Source organism: Chryseobacterium gleum (assembly GCF_900636535.1).
In the GTDB taxonomy this organism is placed as follows: Bacteria; Bacteroidota; Bacteroidia; order Flavobacteriales; family Weeksellaceae; genus Chryseobacterium; species Chryseobacterium gleum.
The window spans coordinates 4,823,600-4,846,751 of sequence record NZ_LR134289.1 but is presented as its reverse complement, the minus strand read 5'-3'; the positions used below and the strand labels follow the sequence as shown (position 1 = coordinate 4,846,751).

The following is a 23,152-nucleotide window of genomic DNA, read 5'->3' as shown; positions in this document are numbered from 1 at the left end:
ACTATCACAAAAATCCAGAAATTCTCCAAAATTCAGATTTTACCTTTAAGCCATGAAAATTTTGATTATCGAAGACCAAAAGGAACTTGCAGAAAATATTTCATCCTATCTCAAGGGTGAAAATTATGTCTGTGAATTTGCATCTGATTACCAGGAGGCTATATTTAAAACGGAAGAATATAATTACGACTGTATCCTGCTCGACCTTATGCTGCCCTCCGGAGATGGACTCAGCATCCTGGAAAATCTTAGATCGAGAAGCAAACAAGATGGCGTGATCATCATTTCAGCAAAAGATGCTATCGAGGATAAAATAGATGGTTTAAAACTTGGTGCAGATGATTACCTGGCCAAGCCCTTTCATCTTTCTGAACTTGGTGCACGCATCTACTCGGTTATCAGACGTAAACATTTTGGAAGTACGAATGGTATATATGTTAACGAAATTTACATCGACCTGTTGGCAAAAACAGTAAGAGTCAATAGTCTGCTTTTAACATTGACAAGAAAAGAATTTGATCTGTTGCTTTTTCTTGTAGGTAATAAAAACAAGAACATCTCGAAAGTTGCCATTGCGGAACATCTTTCCGGTGAAATGGCCGATATGATGGATAATCATGATTTTATATACTCCCACCTTAAAAATCTAAAAAAGAAACTGACTGAAGCAGGATGCAAAGACTATATTAAAACAACCTACGGTATGGGTTATAAATGGGAATCATGAACAGGTTATTACATAAAACGTTAATCTATTACTCTGTTTCAGCAATTTTTATCCTATTGCTCAGTGCCCCATTTATCTATTATACGCTTGAAAAGCTATATCAGGAGGATGTTGATGAAGCTATATTTCTACGTAAAACAGAATTCGTTGTCAATAATCAGAAAGACCTATTCATAAAAGATATTCCTCAATGGAACAGGTTTAATAGAGATACCAGAATCTTTTCTTCCATCCCAACCAATTATTCTAGAAACCAGATACTCCAGCAAAAGTTTTATGATGAACTAGTACCTGAATGGGAACCATACCGGGTTTTATATGCGGATATCCACATCGAAGGAAAACCCTTTATACTGATGATCCGGTTGAACCTTGTTGAATCCGAAGACTTGATAAAAACGATTGTCTGGATCTATCTCGGAATTTTGGTTATACTACTCACGGTTATCTTCTTTATCACGGTGCTGATCTCAAATAAACTTTGGAAACCCTTCTACACAACCCTTGAAATAATCGAAAACTTCAATATCGAAAAAGGAACAAAGGCAAATTTTCCTGCGACGAAAATTATAGAGTTCAAACAGTTGAATAACCGGCTTTCAACACTCATCGACCAGAGTATGCGCTCCTATTCCATGCAAAAAATGTTTACTCAAAATGCTTCTCATGAGCTGCAGACGCCTTTGGCGGTATTCCAGTCAAAGCTCGATCTTCTCCTTCAGGATAATACGCTTAGCAAAGAACAAATCACGATACTGCATTCGCTGTATCAGTCAGTGTCAAAATTGAGCCGTATCAATAAAAACCTTTTACTGCTCTCCAAGATTGAGAACAACCAGTTTGCTGATCATCGCAATTTCTTGCTCAACGACATCATTTCAGAAGTCGTTCCTTATTTTACCGAACAGGCAGCAGCGAAAAACCTGTTGATTGAACTTCAAATCGGTGGGGAGCTTCACCTAAATGCCAATAAAGTCCTAACAGAAATTCTCATCAACAACCTATTGCTGAATTCCATAAGGCATAATATTGAAAACGGCCGTATTGATATCCTAATCGAAAAAAAATCCCTTACCATTACCAATACCGGGCAACGGAAAGGACTTGACCATACTGCACTATTTCAGCGTTTCGGTAAAAAATCAACCGATAACAGAAGCAGTGGCCTCGGACTGGCAATCGTAAAAGAGATCTGTGACCAAAGTGGCTGGAAAATCAGCTACGTTCATTCGGGGGGATCATGGCATACATTTAAAGTTGATTTTATACCGCCAGATAATCCTTAATTATTTTCTCCGGTTACCGCCATTAAATCCAGAATTTCTCCAGAATCTCAAAAGTATTTTTGCCAGGATAAATTATATGGAATTATCCACCAAGACAATAACAATAGTAAATATATGGTAAAAAAAATCCAACTTTTATTTCTGATACTGGTTGCTTTTAACCCGCATAAACTTATGGCCCAGCGGAACCTGAACGACTTTATCAGGATTGCGACAACGAATGCACCTATGCTAAAAACCAATATTCTGCAGTCCAAAGCCAATGAAATTGAGACAAAAAGGATCCTTGCAGGTCTGACCAAACCACTGGTTACAGCTCAGATGGATTATATGATGGCACCTGTATATGCAAATGATGCAGACAACCGCGGGATCAAAATAAACCCGTCCAAAAGTATCACCGACTATTATGGACTGGATTTCTCTGCAACCAACGGAGGTTTGTATAAAGGGGTACTCACATTGGATCAACCGCTGTTTAATAAAAAACGTATTGACATGGCCCAGCAGCAGATGAAAATACAGAATGAGCTCCTTGGCAACTCTTCAATTCTCGCTGTTCACGATATTGAAAAGCTTATTACAGATCAATACATCCTTTGCCTCCAGGACATTGGTCAACGGGAAGCGATGCGACACACCAGTGAAATTACCCAGCAGCAAATTGCAATTGTCCAAAAATTATCTACTAGTGGTCTGTCCAGATTAAGTGATGCCAAATTATTGACAATAGAACTCTCACAACAGCAGACTGCTATTAAAACACTTCAGAATAGTTATCAGGTACACCTACTGGAGCTTTATAGCCTCTGTGGTATTACGAAAACGGATATTGTCGAACTTGATCCGTTAGCTATAGAAATCCACAATCCCCCCAAAGTAGACAGTTCAGGATTTATTAAGCAATATAAATTGGACAGTCTCAATCTTGAAACCAACCGCAAGTTATTCAACCTTCAATACCTCCCTACCGTTAGTCTCTATTCTACGGCTGGATTATATGCAGATTACCTGTCTGATATCCCCAAAAGATTTGGAATGCTAATAGGAATACGTTTTACACAAAAAATTTTTGACGGAAATCAACGGAAACTAAATGATGAAAAACTACGGGTGCTCCAAGAGGCGACGACTATAAACAGTAATTTTTTCAAGTCAAAAAACGAAAACAGAAAAAAAGCTTTTATGGAACTGATCAATTCACAGCAGGAGCAAATTACCTCCATTGACAGACAGATCAATGAATATGAAGAACTTCTGAAATATTATCAAAAACAGATCGCCGCAGGACAGGGGTCTGTGATCGAATACCTGACCACCCTCCGGAGCAACACAGCATTGCTCAACAATAGGGTTTCCCTACATACAGCCCGCCTGTGGACAATTAATAATTATAATTACTGGAACTGGTAAAACCTCTCAATTTATTTAAAGACATGAAACTTTCAATCATACCGATACTATCTGTGGTTCTTATCCTACACGGTTGTGTACAAAAAAAGACCGATGAAGAAAAAATCAGGGCAAAATCACTCGTAAGCCTTACCTCAATGCGCAAGGGTACCATGGCTCATATTGAGCCTTTACCTTCCATCGCCCAATACCTGCGCCATACTACAGTAGAAACCCCCATCGCGGGAACAATTAAGTTCGTAAAGATCAATTTTAACGACCGGGTACATAAAGGGCAATTGCTCTATACAATTGAGACAAAAGAGCGGCGCGCACTTGGAAATCTCGGAAGCGATATACCGCTCGATAAAAATTATGGGCTTGTGAACGTATATGCGCCCATGGATGGAGTGGTGACGTCTCTTCCACAATCGCAACCGGGAATATTTGTTCCGGAGGCAGCTGTACTATGCGACATAACAGATGAAAAAAGCCTCTATTTTCAGGTCAATATCCCATATGAATACAATCGATATATCGCAGAGAACACAAGCGGTAAGATTATTCTTCCCGACGGTACAGCCTTTAATGCCCGTCTCCAGACACCGGTTATACAGGCAATAACTGGATTACAGACTATACCCTATATGGCCAAATTGGATAATGCCCATTATATACCGTCAGGAACCATTGCAAAATTTGAAATGGTACTTTACAAAAATAAAGAAGCCCTCCTTCTTCCCAAAAAGGCAGTACTGAGTGATGAACTGATGGAAAAATTCTGGGTAATGAAACTTGTCAATGATTCTTTGGCCATAAAAGTATCCATTCAACTTGGAGATCAGGATAGTGAAATGATCGAAATTAAAAACCCAAAATTCACCGGAGAAGACAGAATTTTGGTAAGCGGAAATTACGGTCTTGGAGACAGTGCACTGGTGAGTATTAAATAAAATGATATCAGAATAAGATGCATAAAAACTATTATAAAAAATACAACAAGCCCTTTTTTTTTATAGCTCTGTTATTAATATCCCTAGGACTGTTCACCTTTAGCAAAATGCAGACGGCCCTATTTCCAGAGGTTATGTTTCCAAAAGTAAAACTCATAGCGGACGTGGGTTCAATCCCCATAGACCGTATGATGATTACCGTTACAAAACCCATTGAAAGTGCTGTGAAGCGAATAAAAGGTGTCACTGTGGTCAAGAGTGTCACAAGTCGGGGAAGTTCAGATATACAGATATACTTCAATTGGGGAACTGATGTAAACAATGCTAAACTATTGATAGAAAGTAGGCTGAACGAAATAAAAAACCTTTTGCCCAGCGGAACGAATATAGCTGTGGAAGGCTATAACCAGTCCTTGTTTCCTGTTTATGGCTTCACCCTGGAGAGTGCAAGTGATGAAATCGGACTAGTAGGACTAAGAGATCTGGCCATGAATAGCGTTCGACCTCTATTCTCCCAGATAGAGGGAGTTTCAACCGTTATCTTACGTGGCGGAAAAACAAAGGAATTTGTGATCGTTCCCGATATTATTAAGATGTCTTCTCTGGGAATACGCCCTGAGGATCTGGTACAACTCTTCAGGCAGAATAATTTTGTACTCTCCAATGGTAAAATTTCAGATTTCCGTAGACTATATCTCACTCTCACGGATAACCGTATCAATGATGCCGAATCACTGAAGGATATCATTGTCAAAAATAGTGGCCAGCGTCTTATACGTCTCTCTGATATAGCCAGAATAGAACTTCAGCAACAGGTTGAATTCAATGCGATCAATACAAATGGCCATCCCGGAGTTATTGTCGATCTTGTCAAGCAGCCGGGAGTCAATCTTGTCCAGTTCGCCAAAGATGCGGATGCCAAAGCTGGTGAAATTAAAAGACTCCTGCCCAAAGGAGTCAAATTGAGGCCATATTATAATCAATCAGCCTTTGTTGGTGACAGTATTGACAGTGTGATCCATACTATTCTGGAAGGATTACTACTGGCAATCGTGGTAGTCATCCTATTTTTGCGGTCTTGGCGAGCCAGTACGGTTGTGATATTGACTCTTCCCGTTACACTTGGCTTTACCCTAATTACACTACATATTTTCGGTATTACCCTCAATATCATGTCGCTGGGTGGAATTGCAGCAGCTGTGGGCTTATTCATTGACGATATCATTGTCATCGTTGAACAGATCTACCGTATGCATGAAGACCATCCCGAAAAGGACAGGTTTGAGGTCGTAAAAGATGCCATAACCGATCTTTATCCTGCAATGGTGGGTTCTTCCCTCAGCACCATCGTTATATTTCTTCCTTTTGTTCTTATGGGCGGGCTGGCGGGAGCATTCTTTAAGGAACTCGCTGTAACGATGGAACTGACACTGGTATGTTCATTTTTCGCTACATGGATCGTAACACCTGTTCTGCATCTTTTGATCGGATACAGACCGCATAAAAATTCCCACAGCCATGATGAACAAAATATAAATAAGTATACCTGGCTTACCAAACTCTATAGAAAGCCATTTTTGGCTTATTCTTTTATATTCTTTATAATTTTTGCGGGCTGGTTTTCTTCCCGTCAGTTACAGACAGGTTTTCTTCCTGAGCTGGATGAGGGAACCATCGTATTAGATTATTTTTCGCCTAGTGGAACCGCGATTGAGGAGACAGATCTGCTCTGCCAGAGGATGGAAAGAACGATCCTTTCAAACCCCGATGTGGAGAGCTATTCCAGACGTACAGGCTTAAGGCTGGATTTCAGGAACGTAGCACCTAATTATGGTGATTATCTTATCCAGCTAAAAAAAGACAGAAAACACGATACTAAGGAGGTTATCGACCAGCTCCGAAAAAGTATACAGACTTCCGTACCCGTTATGAACATAGAATTCGGACAGCGTATACAGGATCTTCTGGGCAATCTGATGAGTACGCCCAGTCCAATAGAAGTAAAAATTTTCGGAAGTGATCAGAGAGAACTCGAAAGGCTAGCAAAACAGGCCGACAGTATTATGCGACATACGAAGGGACTGGTAGACATATCAAGTGGAATGATTTCTGCAGGCCCCACCCTTGTTGTCCGTCCAGACAATGCCAGGCTTGCACTTTATGGAATTAGTCAGACTGACTTTCAGAATCAGCTCCGTATGTACACCGAAGGTATCGTACTTGGAGACAATGCCGCTGTTACAGAGCCCTCTCCAGTTCAGTCATCTATGCTCGGAAACCTACAGGTGGGACAGATCCAGGACGGTGAGCAGATGCGAAAGATAAGATTACGCCTGACCGGCTATCAACAGAATGATGTCAATAAGATATTAAAACAGATGATTTTTTTGCCAGATGGAAGTCTAAGACCTCTTTCATTTTTTTGCAGTATAAAATCTGAAAAAGGTGAAATCGATTATAAACGTGAAGACCTGAAACTTTGTATCGTATTGACTTCAAGATTAGCCGGTAAGGATCTCGGAACGGCCGTAGCGCAATTGAAAGAAATTTTTTCAGCGAACCTCCATCTACCTTCAGGTTATTATGTCAACTTCGGTGGTGCCTATGCAGAACAGCAACAGTCATTCCGGGAGCTGTTGACCATTCTCATTGCAGCATGTCTTTTAGTATTTACAGTTCTGCTCTTCCTCTTTAGACAATGGAGCATATCGCTTCTCGTCCTGCTGATTTCCATACTGGGAATACCTGGGTGTCTGATCGCACTTTACCTGACAAACACACCCCTGAACGTGAGCAGTTATACCGGGATTATAATGATTGTTGGGATTATAGCTGAAAACGCCATTTTTACAGTCAATCAATTTATGTTCAATATGGAAAAATCCAAAGGAAATGTAGAAAAATCGGTCAACTATGCCCTTGCCCTGCGTATACGCCCGAAGCTCATGACCGCAATCGGTGCCATCCTTGCACTGCTGCCGCTTGCCCTCGGTCTTGGAATGGGTGCCCAGATGCAGCAGGCATTAGCCATTGCCGTTATCGGTGGATTTATGACAGGTATCCCTTTGCTCCTGTTTGTTTTCCCAACATTGCTAAAGGCCATTTATGAAAGACCGACGTTTGCGAAAAAATATGATTGATAAAAACTTTAAATTAATATAAGATGACAGCACAGGATAATAATTTTGAGAATACCTTTGAAAGCGGGCAAACGGGACTTTCAGATATTGCAGTCAGAGATGCCCTGAACAAATTCGGCTATAACGAAATACCCGAAGAACATACAAATAGTCTTAAAGGTGTACTAAGACGTCTTTGGGGGCCCATTCCCTGGATATTGGAGATGGCACTGATACTGGAGATTGCACTGGGCAAACTTCTACAGGGATCAATCATTGTTGTTCTACTTATTTTCAGTGCTATCATAGGGGAACTGCAGGAACGACGCGCACGTAAAGCACTTAATTTTTTAAAGCAAAACATACAGGTAAGGGTGCGCGTGGTAAGAAATAGCAAATGGCAATTTTTAATGGCAAAAAAAATTGTGCCCCAGGACTATATTCACCTTAAAGCTGGTGATATCGTACCCGCTGACTGTATTGTGATTAAAGGAGCACTTGAACTGGACCAATCTTCAGTGACAGGAGAATCTGCTTCTGTTTCCTATAATGAAAATGAAAATATCTACAGTGGTTCTGTTGTCCGCTCGGGCGAGGCACTGGTTAAAGTAGCAGCCACGGGTAGCAGCAGTTATTTTGGAAAAACAGCGGAGCTTGTAAAGACAGCTTCCGCACCGGGGCATCTGGAAAAGATCCTTTTCAGCGTTGTACGCTATCTGGCTGTAATAGATCTCTTCCTTGCTGCAGTTCTCCTGATTTCTGCAATAATTAATGGACTGGCGCTATTACCCCTATTGCCTTTTTTTATTGTACTGGTCATTGCTACGGTTCCGATATCAATGCCGGCAAGTTTCACTGTTGCAAACGCGCTTGAGGCCCGTTCTCTCGCCAAAGAAGGGGTTCTGGTAACCGGTCTTACAGCTCTGCAGGAAGCAGCCTCGATCCAGGTGCTGTGTGTTGATAAAACCGGAACACTTACTGAAAACCGACCAGTCCTTTCAGAGATCACAGCATTATCCACAGAAACCGAAAATGAGGTGCTGAGATATGCCGCTGCATGCTGCGATAGTTCATCCTTAAATCCTGTGGATATTGCCATTCTAAAAGAAATAAAAAATAGAAATATTCAACCTTTAAACCGTCAAGAATTTATGCCGTTTAATCCGGTCAATAAATTTTCACAGGCAACAGTATCGGACATAAATAAAGTCCAAAGAATCATTCTTGGGTCACCAATGGTGATGGAACAGTATACCTCATCACCTCAGCGGATAAACGAAGTTTATCACAGGATGGCTAAAACAGGTAACCGTGTCCTTGCAGTCGCAGTTCTCGGTGAGGAAAACACAAGGATATGTGGCCTTCTATCACTTGCCGATTACCCGCGAAAAGACGCTTTCCAGCTAGTCCAGACAATCAAGGGAATGGGCGTTAAAATAATAATGATTACCGGTGATACTGCAATGACCGCGCAAGCCATAGGTGAAGATCTGGCTATCGGCAACAGGGCAGGAACTCTGGATCAAGTGTTGCAATCACCAATGGAATATGATTCAGTGGCCAATATATATCCCGAAGATAAATACCAGATCATCAAATCCCTTCAACAAAAAGGGCTGATTACCGCAATGACCGGTGATGGAATGAATGATGCTCCTGCACTTAAGCAGGCAGAGATAGGAATTGCTGTAAAGGATGCCACCGATGTGGCCAAGGCATCTGCCAAAGTTATCCTGACCCAACCCGGACTTTCGGATATCATTAAAGTAATCCAGGGAGGAATGAAAGTTTATAGAAGGATGCTCACATGGACAATCACGAAGATTTCCAGAACGATCGAGCTTTCCGTGCTGCTGACCGCAGGATATATACTCACTGAAGATTTTGTTATTCCGCTAAACCTTATTGTGCTCGTTGTAGTATTCAATGATCTGGTTACGATCACGCTCGGTACAGATAGGGCTGCCATATCGCAAAAGATTGAACAGTGGGATATGAAACGAATTTTAAAGATATCCGGTATATTTGCACTTGGATGGACCACATTGGGAGTAACGCTTATTTACCTGATGCAGAGAAAGATGAACGTTCCAATGCAGCAGATTCAGACCTACATGTTTCTATACCTGATATTTTCGGCTCAGCTTACCATTTACTGTACCAGAGTTAAAAATGCTTTCTGGAAATTCTGGCCGAGCAGAATGGTCATCGCTGTCACAACCGGAAATATAATTATATCAGCAATCCTGGCAAGTGCTGGTATCCTAATGCAGGCCGTTCCGCTGGCTCACATTGTAATATTATTTACGATATCGGTAATGTTTACAGTTCTGCTGGACTATTTAAAAATACTTTTTTACAGAAGGAAAAGCTAATAATTATAGCCCTTCTACTAACGAATTCACGGATTGATAAAAAAGTTGTATATTTACTTTAGTAAAAGGAAATGGTGTTCTTCCTTTCCCAACCGCTCCAAAAAAAGAGCTGATGACGCCTGATTAAATTAAGTGTTTAACATTTTAATCAGTTCAGTCATGGATTTATTACAGCTTTTCATCAAAATCTTATTTTTCACAGCTTTTTTTGGGCCATGGTATCCCATAGGTCTACTTTGTCTTCACACCGTTTCCGTATCTAAGCATTTGCTGTTCTCCATTTTCATAATCTTAAAAAAGTCAGCCTATGTATTTTAAAAGCTTATTGTACAGGTCTGGGGAAACTCCTGCTTCCAAAACCAGTCCCCTAATGCCCCAATTTATGATCGATCTGAATATAGACCAGATTATCAGTGAGGTAATCCGCGGCAAGGAAGAATATGAACTTCGACCAATTTTCTCCAATTGGCCATTGAACCGTGATACCATAACCTACCGGCAGCAGATCATGCAGGAAATAGACACTCCTGAACTATATGAAATATTACTGGACTTTTCCGCTGCAATGCGGGACATGCGCATGATGCTGAAAAATGCAATAAAGTGTCGTTATGAATTCCAGAAGGAAAGATTGTTCATGGATTCCGTATATGCCTATTGCACCATCGTACAGACCCTTTACGAAAAATTGGGGACACTGAAGCTTCAAAGCGAAGGATTCAGCGCTTTTTTTCAGTACCTATCCAAATATGTAGGTTCCTCTGAGTTTATAGCCGGCCGCGAAATGATCGAAGAGCTGTTTTCAGAAATAGGGAAAATCAGATACGATCTCATGGTTGAGGGTCTGCTAGTCAGGGTACTTCCCTACAGATCACAGGATGATTACGATAAAGAAACCAGAACGCTTTTTTCCAGGTTTTTAAGTGGTAATAATAAAAACTACCTTGAAAAATTTCCGGTTTCCGTCCATATGAATGATGTGGAGGCTCAGATCCTCAAAGGAGTTGCCACACTATATCCTGCTGTCTTTGATAAGATCGTACTTTTTTATCTTAATAATCAGGATTTCCAAGATGAGATTATTCAGGATTTTGACAGGGATGTCCATTTCTACCTTTCTTATTTAGAATATTTTAAAAAAATTGAAGTTAATGGCTCCCCTTTCTGTTATCCGGAAATTACACCGGTACAGGCTGATATCTTTGCCTTTGATACGTTCGATACCGCACTGGCTTCACATCTTGTTGCCCTTGAAAAAAAACCTGTACTCAACAATTTTTCTCTTTCCGGCAAAGAGCGGATCATATTTGTATCAGGCCCTAACCAGGGAGGTAAAACCACTTTTGCAAGAACTTTTGGCCAAGTCCATTACTTTGGCAATCTTGGGCTTCCAGTTGCCGGAAGCAACGCAAAAATACTCCATTGTGACAACATCCTAACTCATTTTGAAAAATCAGAGGATATCCAGCTGCAACAGAGCAAACTTGAAAATGATCTCAACAGGATACATGCAATTATACAGCGAGCATCTACCCGGAGCATCATCATTCTTAATGAAATATTCTCTTCCACAACACTCCTTGACAGTAAGTTCCTTTCTTCAAAGATTATAGAGCAAGTAGAAAAGATTGGGTCGTACTGCGTTTGGGTAACGTTTATTGAAGAGCTTTCTGCAGCCACAAAAACCTCAATAAGTATGTCAGCAACGGTTAACCCGGAAAGTCCGGATGCCGAGAGAACCTTTAAGATCATTAAAAAAGATCCTGATGGAAAAGCATATGCACGATCACTGGCAGAACGTTACGGACTATCTTTTAACCAGCTCTTAAAACGCATTGCCTCATGAATCCTTATCTTTTATATCCTAACCGTGATTTCAATATTGGCCAACCGCTGGTATGGAATAGTGATGAACTTATGAAGGACCTGGAACTACAGGTACTGCTTGATACGATGTCTGACGGAAATAATGTCATTGATACTGTTGTTCCCAAGGTCCTCCTTCAGGAAGATATAAATGACATTCCCACAATCCTCTACAGACAAAATATTTTGAAAGATTGTCTAGCAAATAGTGCGATTATAAAGTCACTGTTTGACCTTTCCTTAAAAGCTATTGAAAGCAAAAAAACAAGTTGGTATGGTATTTTTATCAAGCATCCTACCTCGCTGTTGCACAGTTCTGTTGCACTTATGGAAATTTCTATGGATTTTTTACGTCAATTTCGCGAAATTGCTGCTCAGGTTATCTCGCAATTTCAGTCCGATGGAATGCTCCGCTTCTTCCGCATATTCATAGAACAGACGGATGATGCATACTTCATACAGGTAATGGAAAATTTAAAAAGTCTGAAACTGTACGGCCGAATCCATACCAGTGTAGAGCTGGGAAGAGCTAACAAAGGAACACAATATACATTGAGAAAAAATACCAAAAAAAACATACCTGGTGGAACTGGCTCTTTCCCTCAAAGATCGAAGGCTATTATTTTGAGATCAACCCCAGGGATATCGGTGGGTGCAATGCACTCTCCAGTCTCAACGATCAAATGGTCAACCGTACCGCAAACACACTTGCACAGGCCAATGACCATCTCACTGATTTTTTCACCCTGATACGGGATGAGCTGGCTTTTTATTTAGGGTGCATTAATCTTCATGACAGGTTAAAGAATCTAAAAATGCCGGTCGGATTCCCTGAACCTGTACCTACACACCAGGAATCATTTAATGTCACTGGACTATACGATCCATGCCTTGCTCTTACAGCCGGACATCAGCTGGTTGGAAATGATATCTCCGGTGATAAAAAACTGCTCTTTATTATTACGGGAGTAAACAGGGGCGGCAAATCAACATTTTTAAGAAGTGTAGGTATTGCCCAATTGATGATGCAAAGTGGAATTTTTGTTGCCGCCACAAAATTTAAGAGTAATCCTGCAGGACACATCGCCACTCATTTTAAAAAAGAAGAAGACAGGTCAATGAACAGCGGAAAATTTGACGAAGAGCTTCATAGGATGAATGAAATTGTCCGTCATTTGAAGAAAGGAGACTTTGTTCTTTTCAATGAATCTTTCGCTGCAACCAATGAAAAAGAAGGATCGGATGTCGCCACGCAGATTGTTTCTGCCCTTCAGCTCAGTAATATTAAAGTCTTTTTTGTCACGCATCTCTACGATTTCGCATTTAGTTATTATCAGAATAAAACAGACAGTATATTGTTCCTTCAGGCATCTAGAGAAAAAGATACACAGATTGGTAAACTTACCGAAGGATTTCCACTGCCAACAAGCTTTGCAGAAGATCTCTATAATAAAATATTCGAGTAATTAATCAATAAAAAAACAATCAAAACCATAAAAATAGATGAAGAATCCAATGATAAGCGCGCTGGTTGCCGTATCTTTCTGTTACTTAATGACATCATGTGCCGGGCTGAGGAATGAGCAGCTTAAAATACAGCTGGAAAAAAGTAACTGTAACCAGCTCAGTATCTATTCCTATACCGCACAGGATATTCCGACTCCGATCGAACATTTAAAAATTGATTCAGATCTAAAGAAAAACTTCGGCAGAAAAAGCCTGAATATAGCCAATGCTATCGGTGCCCTGCACCTATTAAAAAAGTATGCTGACCTTAAAAAGATTACGCGGAACACCCTTCTACTGAAAAACGTCTGGAACTGCTGGAATGTACACAAAAAATTAATCAGCGTATTAATATAGCTTCACTGGAAATTTCTGCGGTAGCATCTGAAATGGACTGCGAAGAAGAAAGGGCTGATCAGATCGCCAGTTATCTAAAGGATAAAGAAGACAATATAGAAACCAAATTAACAGTAGGCGGATTGGTAATAGGTGCTTCAGGGGCACTCGCATCTGGATTTCTGGTCAATAAAGGAAATGCCAATGATTATCTGGGAATCGGTACGGGTATAGCTGGAGCAGTTGCCGGAGTACTGATATTGACAAACAAAACCAAAGTGGAATTTTATCATAAAAGAAATCCGTTGGGTGATATCTGGCATGCAGGAGAAACTTCCACCATCTTTCCTCCCGCCGTCTGGTATTATCTAAATTATGAAGATAGCTCCGACTGCCTCCGGGGTTCACTGAGGAACCAGATAAAACAAAAATGGATGGATCTTGGAGAGATTTCAGGGATTAAAGCCGAGCGAAAAAGAAAATCACTGGATCTGTATTTCGGAGCGGGAGGTAAATACACTGCTGAGCAGCTCAGTAAACGGGCAGACATGCTTGATCAGATTGAATCAATTGTCAATCTTATGAAACAGGATCTGAAGGAGTTTGCCTTAGCTTTTGAAACAATTGATACGCCGGTGAGATGATCCCAATATCTTCTTTATTTTTCTGCGCATAATTTCCCTAAAAAAATAGGTTAATTGTCAAAAAAAGTCTATATTTACTTTAACAAAAAAGGAAATGGTGTTCTTCCTTACCCAACCGCTCTAAAAGAGCTGATGACGCCTGATTAAATTAGATGTTTAACATTTTAATCAGGTTTGTTATGTATTTAAAATTCCTTCTACACTACAATAAAAGCAGCTTTAAACTTTTACCGGACAGCGATTGTTATCCCCACGTCGGTCGGTTTGTTATGCCTTTCATCATCCCGCTTCATCTATTGTCGGGCGCTCTATTCGTTGTTCACACAGTTACCCTACATCAACCAATAAAAAATAAAATATTATGGAACCTTTGACAAAAATATTGATCATAGCGGATGAAACCCCATTTTCGGAGAAAGTGATCCAGTACGGTTATCTAGTGGCTAACCAGATGCAGGCAAGAGTAGGCCTGCTGCTCGTCGATGATTCCAAACTTCATCCAATTGATACTGTGATGCCCTATGAAACAATTTATGGGGACAATACCTTTATGCATGCAAAACATTTTCTGGAAAGCATGCGGGAAAAATATGCACTCGGTATAGATACGAAAATCTTTGTGGTAGAGGGAGAAATAAAGGAAACTGTCATTTCAACATCACTCCAGTGGAATGCGCAATTGATCGTAGCAGGAACACATGCTCGCAGGGGAATCAGTAAATTTTTTATGGGGAGCATTTCAGAGGGAATCCTTCATGAAACAACGATTCCCATGTTGATAGTACCCGTAAATAAAATGGAATAAACAAAATAATGAATCATTATCAATTAATTCATCCTGTCAACTTAAAGTAGTATGGAACTTATCTCTAAAATTTTAATTGCCGTCGACGGTTCGGCCTCTTCGGAAAAAATTGTTGAATACGGTTACAACATGGCCAGGCAGATCCATGCCCGGGTAGGCATACTCATGGTGGAAGACAGCGATATTAACCTAGCGGACACTTTGGTTGAATACGTCAACAGCCTAAATAAGGATCAACAGCCTGTCGAAAGCGATTTTCTTTACAGAATGAAAAGCATGTTTGCTAAAGGCACACCTACAGAACTTTTTTTGGTAAAGGGTCCAGTAAGGGATGTCATTTTCGATACCGCGACTGCATGGGGAGCTCAGATCATCGTAGCCGGAATACATCACCAAACAGGTATTAGTCGCTTTTTTGTTAGTAGCACCGCGGACGATCTCCTGCACAGCACAAATATTCCGATAATTTTGGTACCCCTTTCAAAAACAGAACAATAGAATTTAAAGTTTATTTAAAAATAACAATAACACATTACAATATGACGATAACTAAAATCATTTCCAGAGAAGTATTGGACTCCAGAGGAAATCCAACAGTAGAATCTGAACTTTGGCTAGATAACGGCCAGGGCAAAGCAATTTGTCCCTCAGGCGCAAGCACCGGAGAGAAAGAAGCGGTTGAATTACGGGATGGTGATCCCTCCAGGTATGGTGGTAAAGGTGTACTGAATGCGGTATCGAATGTAAATAATATCATTGCCGCCGCCCTAAAAGGTAAGCGTTTTTCCAGTCAGGAAGAATTCGATAGATTCCTGATTGACCTTGATGGCACAGCTGAAAAGTCAAATCTCGGTGCCAACGCGATACTTTCGGTTTCCATGGCTTTTGCCCGGGCATCCGCAAAGCAGCAGGAAATTCCATTATACAGCTATCTTAATAGCAGTGGTAATCTGGTCCTTCCGGTTCCTTGTATGAATGTGATCAATGGTGGGAAGCACGCAGACAATAATATCGATTTCCAGGAATTTATGATTGCCCCGCACAATGCGCCATCTTTTAGGGAAGCTATCCGAATGGGCGAAGAAACTTTTCATACATTAAAAAGTATTCTCAATAAAAAGGGATATTTTACAGGTGTGGGCGACGAAGGAGGATTCGCTCCCAATCTCAGATCCAATGAAGAAGCCATAGAAGTTATTCTTGAAGCCATCCACGCTGCAGGGTATAAACCGGGACAGGATATATCGATCTGTCTTGATCCCGCAACAAGTGAAATGTGGCAGGATGGCAAATACTGCTTTTTCAAATCTACTAAAGAGCTCGTTTCCTCAGAACAGCTTTTAAATACTTGGAAACAGTGGCTTCAAAAATATCCGATTATCTCGCTGGAAGATGGCATGGGTGAAAATGACTGGGACGGCTGGAAATCCATGACCGAAGAACTTGGGCAACATACGGAACTTATCGGCGACGATATCCTGTGCACCAATCCCAAGATCCTTCAAAAAGCAATTGATGAGAAGGTCGCAAATTCGATCCTGATCAAGCCCAATCAGATAGGTACAGTCTGGGAAACCTTAAATACGGTACAGCTTGCCTACCAGAACAATTACGGATGCTTTATCTCTCATCGCAGCGGTGAAACCGAAGATACTTTTATTGCGGATCTGGCCGTAGCAAAAGGCGCAGGAAAGCTAAAAACAGGAAGTGGCTGCCGCTCAGAACGGGTCTCCAAATTCAACAGATTGCTCAGAATAGAGGATGAACTAGGCACTGAATCACAATTTGCAGGCATAGCGGCTTTTAAAAATAATAACATATAACTCAACAATGATAGGAACACAACATCCATGGCACGATCTTTCTCCGGGAGAAAATCTGCCATTTGAAGTGACGGCGGTAATAGAAATACCGGCTGGAAGCAGGACTAAATATGAATTGGATAAGCCCTCCGGCCTGATTAAAGTAGACAGGGTTCTATTTTCCTCCATCCATTATCCTGCAAACTATGGACTGATTCCCCATACCTATTACACCGATCATGATCCACTGGATATACTGGTTATCTGTACCGAAAATCTGGTCCCTCTGACAATCGTACAGTCAAGGGTCATCGGGATGATGGAAATGATCGATGGCGGTGTTCAGGACAATAAGATCATCGCAGTAGCTTCACATGATATTTCATTGAAACACATCGAAAATATAGAAGATCTTCCACCTCATACCTTACATGAGATCAAGAATTTCTTTGAAGATTATAAAAAGTTGGAAAATAAAAAGGTTGAAGTATTGGGGTTCAGCAACCGTGAATCTGCTTATAACTGTATCAATGACAGTCTGATCTCCTATACCACGGAAATTGTACCTCAGCTAAAAAGTAAATAACGCATATGATGAGAATGGAACATGTCAGCATATTTCGGCAGCTGGTTCGGTGGAGTGTCATTGTAATTCCTATTTCGGTTGCTATAGGTAGTATCGTAGCCTTTTTTCTATGGATATTGAACCTCGCTATCCATTATAGGTTTGACCATACTTATCTGCTATATCTTTTGCCAGTGGCAGGACTATTGATTCATTTCCTTTACCAATCTGTCGGTAAATCCTCAGAGAAAGGAAATAACCTGATTATGGATGAAATACATCAGCCGGGAGGTGGAGTACCCAAAAGAATGGCTCCCATTGTCCTTTTCGCTACCGTCATAACACATCTTTTTGGCGGATCAGCGGGACGTGAAGGGACAGCGGTGCAGATTGGTGGAAGTATTGCCCAGATGTTCGGAAAATGGTTCCGTCTCAATCAGCGCGATACCGGAATTGTATTGACAGCAGGTATAGCTGCCGGTTTTGGTGCTGTTTTTGGAACACCGCTGACCGGAGCCATTTTTGCACTGGAAGTATTGGCTATCGGAAAAATAAAATACGATGCCCTCCTGCCCTGTCTTATTGCCGGGACTGTCGGTGATATCACTGTATCCGCATGGAAAATCCACCATACCCATTATCATATAGATGCGATACCTCCTATGGATCAGTCATTCTGGCTTTCACAGTATATCCCATTTGATCTGCTGCTGCTCGGAAAGATTATCATTGCATCAATTGCATTTGGGCTTGCCAGTTTTATTTTTGCTGAAATGGCACATCGTATCAAAAATGTCATGGTTGCCTCCGTTTCAAAAAAATGGCTTATTCCTGTTATAGGTGGATGCGTGATCATTTTACTGACTTTCATTAACGGTAAGCCTGATTATCTCAGCCTGGGAGTAGACCCCGAATATCAGGGGGCGGTTACAATCCAATCTGCATTTCATGCGGGAGGTTCAGATCCATGGAGCTGGCTCTGGAAAACGGTCTACACGACTGTCACTTTAGGAACCGGTTTCAAAGGCGGTGAAGTCACCCCGCTATTTTATATCGGTGCAACGCTGGGTAACACACTTTCTGATCTGATGAACGCGCCGGTAGGACTTTTTGCGGCACTTGGATTTATCGCTGTATTTTCCGGTGCGACCAATACGCCGCTTGCCTGTACGCTGATGGGGATAGAACTCTTTGGTGGCGAGTATACACTTTACTATGCAATAGCCTGCTTTACCGCCTATTTCTTTAGTGGCCATTCAGGAATCTACAGCGCCCAAAGAATTGAAGTGCCCAAAATATTTGATTCCTATTTTTCTTCCGATGGATCGCTATCCGAGGCCGGAAAAAGAAGGGAACATTTCCTGAAACACCATATCAGCAGATATAGGAAGATGATCAAAAGAAAATAATCCGTCCCAAAGTAGAACGTGAATAAAATAGTACAATATGAAAGAGATCATAAAAAAATCACTGGGAAAACTCAAGATCTACATAGAGCCCTCCCATAAGGTAAAAGATAGCGAAGCTTCATTTTTTAGAAAAATGTTTCCAAAATCAGCGTATCTTCATATTGTCTCTGACGCTAAAAAAGATGGTATCCTGAATGCATCTGTTTACCAGACGCATTCGGGATTTTCCCGCGAGGGAAAAGTCCAGCGCTACCAGCTTGAAGGAAACAATACGAACCTGGCTATATGTATCGAGCTCATCGACGAAAGGGAAAAACTGGAAAACTTCTTTTTAAAGCATCATGTCCTGCTAAAGGATAAGATCATTATCTACAAAGAAGTCGAATTCTGGGAAACATAAAAAAATAAACCAATGCTAAAAGCGATACTCATAATTTGGATAGGAAGCGGGATCGGCGGTGTATTCCGCTATCTCGTTCAGGATCTTGTTGCCAGACATTTTCACATCACTTTTCCGCTCGGAACATTTCTGATCAATGTCGTGGGATGTTTTTTGATCGGGATATTCTTTGGACTGACTGAAAAATTCAGCTGGATGACTGCGGAATGGAGATGGTTTTTGATTACCGGGATATGCGGTGGTTTTACAACATTTTCAAGTTTTTCTTATGACAGTATCAGTCTGCTGAGACAGGGAGATTATCTCTATTGTGCACTCTATCTGATCTTCAGTGTCGGCTTAGGGCTTTTAGCTACTTACTTGGGAACACTAACAATTAAATGAAAATATCATGAATTTCAGTAAAATACTCATTGCCGTTGATGACAGTGCCTACGGCATGAAAGCTGCGCGTATCGGCTTTGAACTGGCACACCAGATTTCAGCATCAATCGCAATTGTTTTTGTCATTGATGCTGTAAAAGAACTGCCCAACCCCGATCTTGGTATTAATGAAGGGCAGCAGCATGCCATCTTATTACAGGAAGCAGAGAATACTATTCAGCAATACATAGAATTATATGATGGAGTTGATAAAGTATTTCGTTTTACCCCCGAAGGAGAACCTCATAAGGAAATACTGAATGTCGCTGAACAATGGAAAGCTGAACTTATTGTTATGGGAACTCACGGACGTACTGGTTTAACCAGACTTTTAATGGGATCGGTAGCAGACTATGTTCTAAAACATGCTAAAATACCGGTTTTGATTACGCCGCGTGAAATGACAAATTAATAATCTTGCTTAAAATTTAAAATTATGAAATTAGCATTTATCAGCGATATACACGCAAATCTTCCGGCTTTGTTAACGGTAATGGGAGATATAAAAAAACATAAACCGGACGATATTTACTGCCTTGGGGATCTGGTCAACTTTGCAGGATGGGATAATGAGGTCATTGAAGCAGTGCGCTACTACGGAATCACCTGTCTCCAGGGAAATCATGATGAGGGAATAGCCTACAAAAAATCTTCCTTCCCTTTTTCATTTAAAACAGAAGCCGAAAAAAAGTTTGGTTATGAATCAATCAAACTGGTGAATGAAACCATTACTTCGGATAACAGAAGCTTTCTTCTGAGCCTCCCTTTTATGTTGCAGATACAGTTCCGCTTCCCTTTTCAGCAGATAAAAGTCGCGATGGTACACGGCAGTACACTTTCCAATACAGAATATATCAAAGAAGATTGTTATGAAGAATATCTATTGGAAATGATGGATAGCGTTGAAGCAGATATTTTACTGATGGGACATACCCATATTCCCTATCATAAAAGTATATTCTGCGAAGAGGCTAACCGAAAAATTTACAGGCATGCAATTAATGTAGGCTCTGTGGGCAAACCAAAACACGGAGATAATAAATCTTGCTATACGTTATTGGAAATAGACCACAACTCGGATCTATCATCACCTGATACAGTAAAGGTTAGTTTTCATTATGTAGATTATGATGTTCAAAAAACCATCGCTCACATCCATGAAATTGGACTATCTAATGCTTATGATGATTTCCTGAAAATGTAAGTTATATTAAAAAGTTGCATCTTAAAAATCAAGATAATCAATTCAAAAGCACATGATTTCAAACGTAAACAATTAAGGTTTTCTCCTTAAAATAGGTTGAAATTGCCCTTTATTGTAACTGAAATTTTGTAAATTTATACCATAATGATGAGGGAAAATGAAAAAGCAAAAAGGTCAAACCTTCATTATCGGTGATCTCCACGGAGCCTATAAAGCTTTAATTCAATGTTTAAATAGATCGGCTTTTGATTATCAAAATGACACCTTAATTCAACTCGGTGATGTAGCCGATGGTCATAACGAAGTCTACGAATGTGTAGAGGAACTTTTAAAAATTAAAAATCTGATAGCGATTAAGGGAAACCATGACGCATGGTTCCAAGAGTTTATCCAGACTGATTTTCATCCTGTATCATGGAATTACAGTGGAAAAGGAACAATAGAATCTTATCTGAAATACAAAGATGGTCCAAAGGTGTGCTTTTCCAAAGGATCAGGATTTAAAACTTCCTTAAACTCTTCTGATATCCCGCCATTGCATCGACAGTTTTTTCGGGATCAAAAACCATACTATATTTTAGATGACAATATATGCTTTGTTCATGGTGGTTTTGATCGATACCTAGATTTCTTTGAACAGCCAGAAAAAAACTACTATTGGGATCGCAGACTGTGGACCGAAGCATTGAGCCATGTAGATGAAGGAAAAAGAATGGACACTTTTGAAATAGTTACTCATTTTGAAAGTATTTATGTGGGTCATACCTCTACGCTAAATTGGGGAAAAAGCCAACCTATGGAAGCTTTAAATATCACTAATATGGATACTGGAGCTGGATCAAATGGAAAATTGACTATAAGGAATATTGATACGGAAGAAATTTGGCAGTCAGACGCACTGGACACCCTTTATGATGATTACAAATATGTCGCACACATGCATGAATAATTATGCGAAAATTCGGTACCGTAATGAAATCGCACGCCATATATCGTTGGCTAGCTCCCGGTCACTACCATGTTCAAAAAGCCACTTTCCCTCCTCTTTAATCATTTTCTGAATTACACCATCTAAAAGTATGCTTATTTCCTTAAGATCTTTTTTAAGATCCTTTTTAAGTAAAATTACCTGATAATCCTTCAATTTATAAGTTACCCTGAATACCTGTTTGTCAAAATGCTCCTCATATTTGCCAATTGTGTCTTGCATAGAAAAAAGTTACGTGTAAAATTCTCCCTAATTATAGGAATTTTACATCAAAAAATAAATACTTTAGTCAATTACTGTTTCCGAAAGGTCTATCTTAAAAAATTGGTGTGTGGAAATTTTCAGGGCAACTGCGATATTATCACATCTCATATATCTAAAAAAAGAATTGAGCGACTTATGGCCCGTTATCTTCATCAGGTCGAATGGGCTTATTCCCGCGAGATAGCCATTAGTTGCAAAGGTTCTCCTTGCTGTATGACTACTAGTTAATGATGAAAGCTTTACAATTTTTTCCGTTTTCTTCCCTCCTTGCGTTCTAAAAAAAACAACTTCTCTTTCAATTTCGGACTTTTCAACAATTTTCTTAAGCGTAATATTATAGTGTGATTCCGAAAATCCTTTTGCAGGGAATTGCCGTATTTTTCAAAGATCTTTATAACAATTATGGCGGCTGGAATAACGACAGGAGTACCTTTTTTACCCGTTAATATTTCAAAAAAAACATGGCCATCCAATGTCCGTTGCCTTACAGTGATATTTTTCAAAAATTTAAATATACAATGTCCTTAATTCCTCAATACTTAAAGCAATTGCTGTGGTAATTTCCATCGGGTATTTACCACGTTCGCCACAGTAATCAAGTAATTTTTCACCGCAAAATCTTCTTATCCAAAATCGAAGTCCGTTAAGTCTTCCTGAAATAGTATTTTTAGCCAGATTTTTATCAAGCAAAAATTGATGGAAATCGGCTACAAGTTCTTTATTTACGTCCTTCATTCTAAGTACACCACGCGTAGCAACTACAAAACTTTGTACCACACGGATGTTACTGCGCATACTCCGAATTGTGAATGCACTATATAGATCCCCGTCTTTCTTTTTCACAATTCCTAATTCCATATCATCCATCACTTTCCGACAGCGATCAATAAAACATCCCATTATCTTCTATTTAGTAATATTTAAGCCCAATAAATTCTTCCTTAAAATTTAACGGCTCCAAAGATATAACGTGGGTACAATATATGCAATGCATAACATCTGATATTAATCATCTATAAATCAATTAACTAATCAACAAAATTGAGACAATATAGGTCATTATAGGTACCTGTAGTTCACATTGGAAA

22 protein-coding genes, 1 pseudogene and 2 riboswitches are annotated in these 23,152 nt (G+C 40.1%); of the genes and pseudogenes, 21 read left to right on the top strand and 2 right to left on the bottom strand.

Annotated elements, in window-relative coordinates:
• Positions 1-52: 52 nt before the first annotated feature.
• The 21 genes and pseudogenes from EL165_RS22270 (at position 53) to EL165_RS22170 (ending at position 21,761) form a co-directional block, all read left to right on the top strand.
• On the top strand, positions 53-727 hold the full coding sequence (locus EL165_RS22270; RefSeq protein ID WP_002981512.1) for a response regulator transcription factor: 675 nt from the start codon (positions 53-55) through the stop codon (positions 725-727).
• The gene (locus EL165_RS22265) at positions 724-2,013 is read left to right on the top strand and encodes a sensor histidine kinase (protein WP_041461912.1); all 1,290 of its coding nucleotides are present in this window, start codon (positions 724-726) and stop codon (positions 2,011-2,013) included. The genes EL165_RS22270 and EL165_RS22265 overlap by 4 nt, the downstream gene beginning before the upstream one ends.
• A gap of 114 nt (positions 2,014-2,127) precedes the next feature.
• Complete coding sequence (locus EL165_RS22260; protein WP_002981515.1) at positions 2,128-3,426, top strand: TolC family protein; 1,299 nt, start codon at positions 2,128-2,130, stop codon at positions 3,424-3,426.
• A gap of 23 nt (positions 3,427-3,449) precedes the next feature.
• A complete protein-coding gene (locus EL165_RS22255) occupies positions 3,450-4,358 on the top strand; it encodes an efflux RND transporter periplasmic adaptor subunit (RefSeq protein ID WP_002981517.1) in 909 nt (302 codons plus the stop codon).
• A 17-nt stretch (positions 4,359-4,375) separates the two neighbouring features.
• The gene (locus EL165_RS22250; protein ID WP_002981519.1) at positions 4,376-7,498 is read left to right on the top strand and encodes an efflux RND transporter permease subunit; all 3,123 of its coding nucleotides are present in this window, start codon (positions 4,376-4,378) and stop codon (positions 7,496-7,498) included.
• Between the two features lie 23 nt (positions 7,499-7,521).
• Positions 7,522-9,852, top strand: a complete 2,331-nt coding sequence (locus tag EL165_RS22245; RefSeq protein ID WP_002981521.1) for an HAD-IC family P-type ATPase — start codon at positions 7,522-7,524, stop codon at positions 9,850-9,852.
• Positions 9,853-9,910: 58 nt separating this feature from the next.
• Positions 9,911-9,981, top strand: a riboswitch (Fluoride riboswitch).
• A gap of 178 nt (positions 9,982-10,159) precedes the next feature.
• The gene (locus EL165_RS22240; protein WP_002981523.1) at positions 10,160-11,698 is read left to right on the top strand and encodes a MutS-related protein; all 1,539 of its coding nucleotides are present in this window, start codon (positions 10,160-10,162) and stop codon (positions 11,696-11,698) included.
• Positions 11,695-12,467: pseudogene (locus tag EL165_RS22235) on the top strand (hypothetical protein); the annotation flags it as partial. The gene EL165_RS22240 and the pseudogene EL165_RS22235, both read left to right, overlap by 4 nt.
• Positions 12,468-12,533: 66 nt before the next feature.
• Positions 12,534-13,184: a MutS-related protein gene (locus EL165_RS22230; RefSeq protein ID WP_488154038.1), complete on the top strand. Its 651-nt coding sequence runs from the start codon at positions 12,534-12,536 to the stop codon at positions 13,182-13,184.
• Positions 13,185-13,221: 37 nt separating this feature from the next.
• Positions 13,222-13,581, top strand: a complete 360-nt coding sequence (locus tag EL165_RS22225) for a hypothetical protein (protein WP_126358695.1) — start codon at positions 13,222-13,224, stop codon at positions 13,579-13,581.
• A 32-nt stretch (positions 13,582-13,613) separates the two neighbouring features.
• The gene (locus tag EL165_RS22220; RefSeq protein ID WP_126358694.1) at positions 13,614-14,204 is read left to right on the top strand and encodes a hypothetical protein; all 591 of its coding nucleotides are present in this window, start codon (positions 13,614-13,616) and stop codon (positions 14,202-14,204) included.
• An 81-nt stretch (positions 14,205-14,285) separates the two neighbouring features.
• A riboswitch (Fluoride riboswitch) is annotated at positions 14,286-14,353 on the top strand.
• Positions 14,354-14,565: 212 nt separating this feature from the next.
• Positions 14,566-15,009, top strand: a complete 444-nt coding sequence (locus tag EL165_RS22215) for a universal stress protein (protein WP_002981529.1) — start codon at positions 14,566-14,568, stop codon at positions 15,007-15,009.
• 51 nt (positions 15,010-15,060) lie between these two features.
• The gene (locus tag EL165_RS22210; RefSeq protein ID WP_002981531.1) at positions 15,061-15,507 is read left to right on the top strand and encodes a universal stress protein; all 447 of its coding nucleotides are present in this window, start codon (positions 15,061-15,063) and stop codon (positions 15,505-15,507) included.
• A 41-nt stretch (positions 15,508-15,548) separates the two neighbouring features.
• Complete coding sequence (gene eno / locus EL165_RS22205) at positions 15,549-16,832, top strand: phosphopyruvate hydratase (protein ID WP_002981534.1); 1,284 nt, start codon at positions 15,549-15,551, stop codon at positions 16,830-16,832.
• A 7-nt stretch (positions 16,833-16,839) separates the two neighbouring features.
• Entirely contained in the window at positions 16,840-17,397 is a 558-nt protein-coding gene (locus tag EL165_RS22200; RefSeq protein WP_002981536.1) for an inorganic diphosphatase, read from the top strand.
• A gap of 5 nt (positions 17,398-17,402) precedes the next feature.
• Positions 17,403-18,785: a voltage-gated chloride channel family protein gene (locus EL165_RS22195; RefSeq protein ID WP_126358693.1), complete on the top strand. Its 1,383-nt coding sequence runs from the start codon at positions 17,403-17,405 to the stop codon at positions 18,783-18,785.
• 37 nt (positions 18,786-18,822) lie between these two features.
• Entirely contained in the window at positions 18,823-19,185 is a 363-nt protein-coding gene (locus EL165_RS22190; RefSeq protein ID WP_002981539.1) for a DUF190 domain-containing protein, read from the top strand.
• Positions 19,186-19,197: 12 nt separating this feature from the next.
• Positions 19,198-19,569, top strand: coding sequence for a fluoride efflux transporter CrcB (crcB, locus tag EL165_RS22185; protein WP_002981541.1), 372 nt, complete (start codon positions 19,198-19,200; stop codon positions 19,567-19,569).
• Positions 19,570-19,576: 7 nt separating this feature from the next.
• Positions 19,577-20,020 (top strand): universal stress protein, encoded by a 444-nt coding sequence (locus tag EL165_RS22180; protein WP_002981543.1) that lies wholly within the window; start codon positions 19,577-19,579, stop codon positions 20,018-20,020.
• A gap of 24 nt (positions 20,021-20,044) precedes the next feature.
• The gene (locus tag EL165_RS22175; protein WP_002981545.1) at positions 20,045-20,812 is read left to right on the top strand and encodes a metallophosphoesterase family protein; all 768 of its coding nucleotides are present in this window, start codon (positions 20,045-20,047) and stop codon (positions 20,810-20,812) included.
• Between the two features lie 157 nt (positions 20,813-20,969).
• Positions 20,970-21,761 carry a metallophosphoesterase gene (locus tag EL165_RS22170; RefSeq protein WP_002981547.1) on the top strand — a complete coding sequence of 264 codons (792 nt, stop codon included), beginning with the start codon at positions 20,970-20,972 and terminating at the stop codon, positions 21,759-21,761.
• On the opposite strand, the gene EL165_RS22165 is transcribed toward EL165_RS22170, so the two are convergent.
• Both EL165_RS22165 and EL165_RS22155 read right to left on the bottom strand, forming a co-directional pair.
• The gene (locus EL165_RS22165) at positions 21,762-22,022 is read right to left on the bottom strand and encodes a hypothetical protein (protein WP_002981548.1); all 261 of its coding nucleotides are present in this window, start codon (positions 22,020-22,022) and stop codon (positions 21,762-21,764) included. It lies immediately after the preceding gene.
• A 549-nt stretch (positions 22,023-22,571) separates the two neighbouring features.
• On the bottom strand, positions 22,572-22,964 hold the full coding sequence (locus EL165_RS22155) for a phage integrase SAM-like domain-containing protein (protein WP_126358692.1): 393 nt from the start codon (positions 22,962-22,964) through the stop codon (positions 22,572-22,574).
• Positions 22,965-23,152: the final 188 nt, after the last annotated feature.